This window comes from Pseudoalteromonas sp. Z1A6, from assembly GCF_011378745.1.
Classification (GTDB): domain Bacteria; phylum Pseudomonadota; class Gammaproteobacteria; order Enterobacterales; family Alteromonadaceae; genus Pseudoalteromonas; species Pseudoalteromonas arctica.
The window spans coordinates 1-3,252 of the sequence record NZ_WTKW01000420.1 but is presented as its reverse complement, the minus strand read 5'-3'; the positions used below and the strand labels follow the sequence as shown (position 1 = coordinate 3,252).

2 protein-coding genes are annotated in these 3,252 nt (G+C 34.7%); both read left to right on the top strand.

What is annotated here, in order from left to right; genetic code table 11:
- A partial coding sequence (locus GQR46_RS17990) for an ATP-binding protein (RefSeq protein ID WP_240922922.1) occupies positions 1 to 1,423 on the top strand: 1,423 nt, incomplete at its 5' end.
- Positions 1,424 to 1,696: 273 nt separating this feature from the next.
- Positions 1,697 to 3,031: a hypothetical protein gene (locus GQR46_RS17985; protein ID WP_010553666.1), complete on the top strand. Its 1,335-nt coding sequence runs from the start codon at positions 1,697 to 1,699 to the stop codon at positions 3,029 to 3,031.
- Positions 3,032 to 3,252: the final 221 nt, after the last annotated feature.

The following is a 3,252-nucleotide window of genomic DNA, read 5'->3' as shown; positions in this document are numbered from 1 at the left end:
GATTGCTCATATTATTCAAGAAATTCATAAAAAACAAAATAACTCAGCTATTGGTTCTAGGATATTAATCTTTGACGTAAACGGTGAGTATCAAAATGCTTTTAAAGGTTCATTCGATGGTAGCATCAAAGTAAAGCTTTATAAGCCCAACATTAATAAACCTGACAACAATTTCACACCATTCTTCTTGCCACATTTTTTAATGTCGATTGATGAGTGGAGTGCTTTTTTATTAGCAACGGAAGCTACTCAGAGACCTTTTTGGGATAAAGTTCTTCAAGAAGCTTATATCTTTTATAAGATGCTTTCTAATGATCCTAATGAAGTTGCAAGAACGGTTGATTATTTAAGGCATAAAGTTTGTTCTATTATCTTAAATATAATTGGACAAGGTGACTCGGATACAACAAATATCACTACTGCTTCAAGTATTATTGCAAGTTTGCAAATGATTATTCATTCAGATCCGTCTCTAACATCAATAGCTATTAGTTCTGGATTAGGTTCAGACTTGGAAACTCTGAAAGGTGCCTGTCGAATAAATTATGGCTCTAATGATGGCGTACTTTTGGGTAGAACTCAGACGGTTTATGCAAAGGTAAATCATCAAAATGTTGATGCTGTTATCTGCGATAAACTCCCACATGGTGAATACTTCGATTATAAATTTTTAAGAGTTTCGGCTAATCTAGCATTGCTAGAAGAAGACTCTCGTGGCAATAAACGTATGAGAGAATATACGTCTACAATGCTTACACGCTTGGATTATTTTTTAGAGAATACTAATTGTGATTTTATGCGTGATCGTGCGGATGATTCAATAACAGATGTTAAGTCTTTTTTAGCTGATTTTTGGGATTTTGATGAGAGCAATACCCATCAAACTCAAATGGTAATTATTGATACAAGTGAGTTATCTCCGGATTCATTAGAAACATTAACAAGTGTTACTTCGCGTTTGATTTTTGAAGAGCGTAAGAAGTATATGAACAATGAAAGGAGGCAAAACCCGATACATTTAATTCTTGATGAGGCGCATCGTTATATTAAGAAAGATTATAAATATGTATTTAAAGAAAACATTTTTGAGAAAATAGCACGAGAGGGGCGAAAATACTCCTTATACCTATTGGTTTCGTCACAAAGGCCATCAGAGTTATCTGAAACTGTTTTATCACAGTGCGCTAACTTCATTATTCATAGAATACAAAATGAAGTAGATATGCGCTACGTTTATGCCGTATTGCCATTTTTCTCTGAAGATTTTGTTAATAAAATAAAACAATCAGTACCTGGTGAAGCTTTAGTTTTTGGAAATTGTGTTTCAATGCCATTACATGTAAAAATTCATGAAGCTAAACCAGCACCGGATAGTGAAAACTGCAAAATATCAGAAGAGTGGTTTAAAACATCTGTAAAATAAATATAAAACGGACTTAAATAGTAAATATTGTATTCAGATACTTTACAATCCCTTATTAAGTTAACTTCCCTAATTTATAAGGGATATCAGTCATTCAAAATAGCGCGGATTGGAGCTAATTCCTAATGTCCGTAATGGTTGAACTAGTGACTGTTATATCTATCTCTGTATAGGGCACAAAGCGCCTTAGAAGTTATGAACACTCTGCGCTAAGGCTATATTAGCAACATATTATTTGCCTCTTAACGAGGCGTTAAATCTTTAGGGGAAGATGTGAGAAAAATATCGAAAGCTCGATTCGAAGCTCTTAGTTACGCAAGAGTACCTCTGGTTAAAATCATGTCGGATGAGGTTGAATGGTATTCAAACGACAACAATGCTGTATTAGGCACTATTTTATTGGATAACATAGATAATGATCATGTAGCGATGGTGCTAGGGAGGGATGAAGCAGGCGTCTTTAGGTGTATAGATGCAAAAGTGAGCATTCCAACAATAACTGAAGCTAGAAAAGTCTTATTGGAAAACATTAATAAGCACTCTAAAGATGGGGCTGAAGAGTTCCCACAAGGTGTTATTACTAGGAAGAAGAACCTAATCTTCGACTATATTGAAAAAAAAGAACCTATGCCAGATGATTATAAGTTATTGACCAAATTGGATTTGTTTAGCCCAGCAAAGGAATTAATAGCTGAAATAGCTTACTCATTTGAAGATCCTGATGGGAATTATATTGAACAATTCCAAAGTACAGGTTTTAACGCTAGATTATGGGAGCTATATTTATATGCACTGTTTCATGAAATGGACTTCATGATTAATAGAGAGTTTAATGCACCTGATTATGTAATTGAAAAAGCAGGAAAGCGACTTTGTATTGAAGCCGTAACGGTAAACCCTAGTCAGCATTCTGTAGATGAAATAGAGCCATCTACTACAGAAGAAATGGACAGATTATTGTTGGATTATATGCCAATAAAATATGGCAGCCCATTGTATTCTAAGTTGAATAAAAAATATTGGGAAAAAGAGCACGTCACGGGACACCCCTTACTAATTGCTATTCATGATTTTCACCAAAAAGGCTCTATGATGTGGTCAAGGAAAGCACTTGAATCTTATTTGTTTGGTGCTAGAAGAACATATTCATTTACACCAGAGAGTGGCCTTTGTGAAAATGTAGAGATCATTGAAGAGCATCGTTGGAATGAAAAAGTTATACCATCAAATTTTTTCTCTCAACCAAACTCTGAAAATATCAGCGCAATAATACATTCAAATCAAGCAACGATTGGTAAGTTTTTAAGAATGGGATATTTGGCTGGATTTGGACGCCAGGATTTAGATATTAGGTTTGTCGGACAAGCAATATATGATAATAATCAAGTACATGTTGATTTTGAAAAAAATGTTACTCCTGAACAATACGAGGAGTTTTGGAAGGACTCTATAACTATTTATCATAACCCTAATGCATTGTGTCCACTTGACTATAATTTATTTCCTAATGTAGCCCATGTGTTTTTTTCTGAAGGTAAATTTAATTCTATAAAGCCACAATATTACCCAGTTAGAGGGCGTACATATTATCGAGCCAAAGAAATTTAACAAATTAGCCAGTGGCACATAATAAACAAGGATAGGTTATCAATACAAAATCTAATCCATCAAGGTCAATTAGCAGTAATAGCTAACGTCTTCTTTGTGGCATAAGTGATCGTACAGAGGCAACATATCACTGTCAGCAATGAGCTTGAAACAGCCTACCGCAAAGACAAAGACTGACGGTCCGCTCCTCGCTCTAAGCGGACTAGAAAAAATTTCACAAA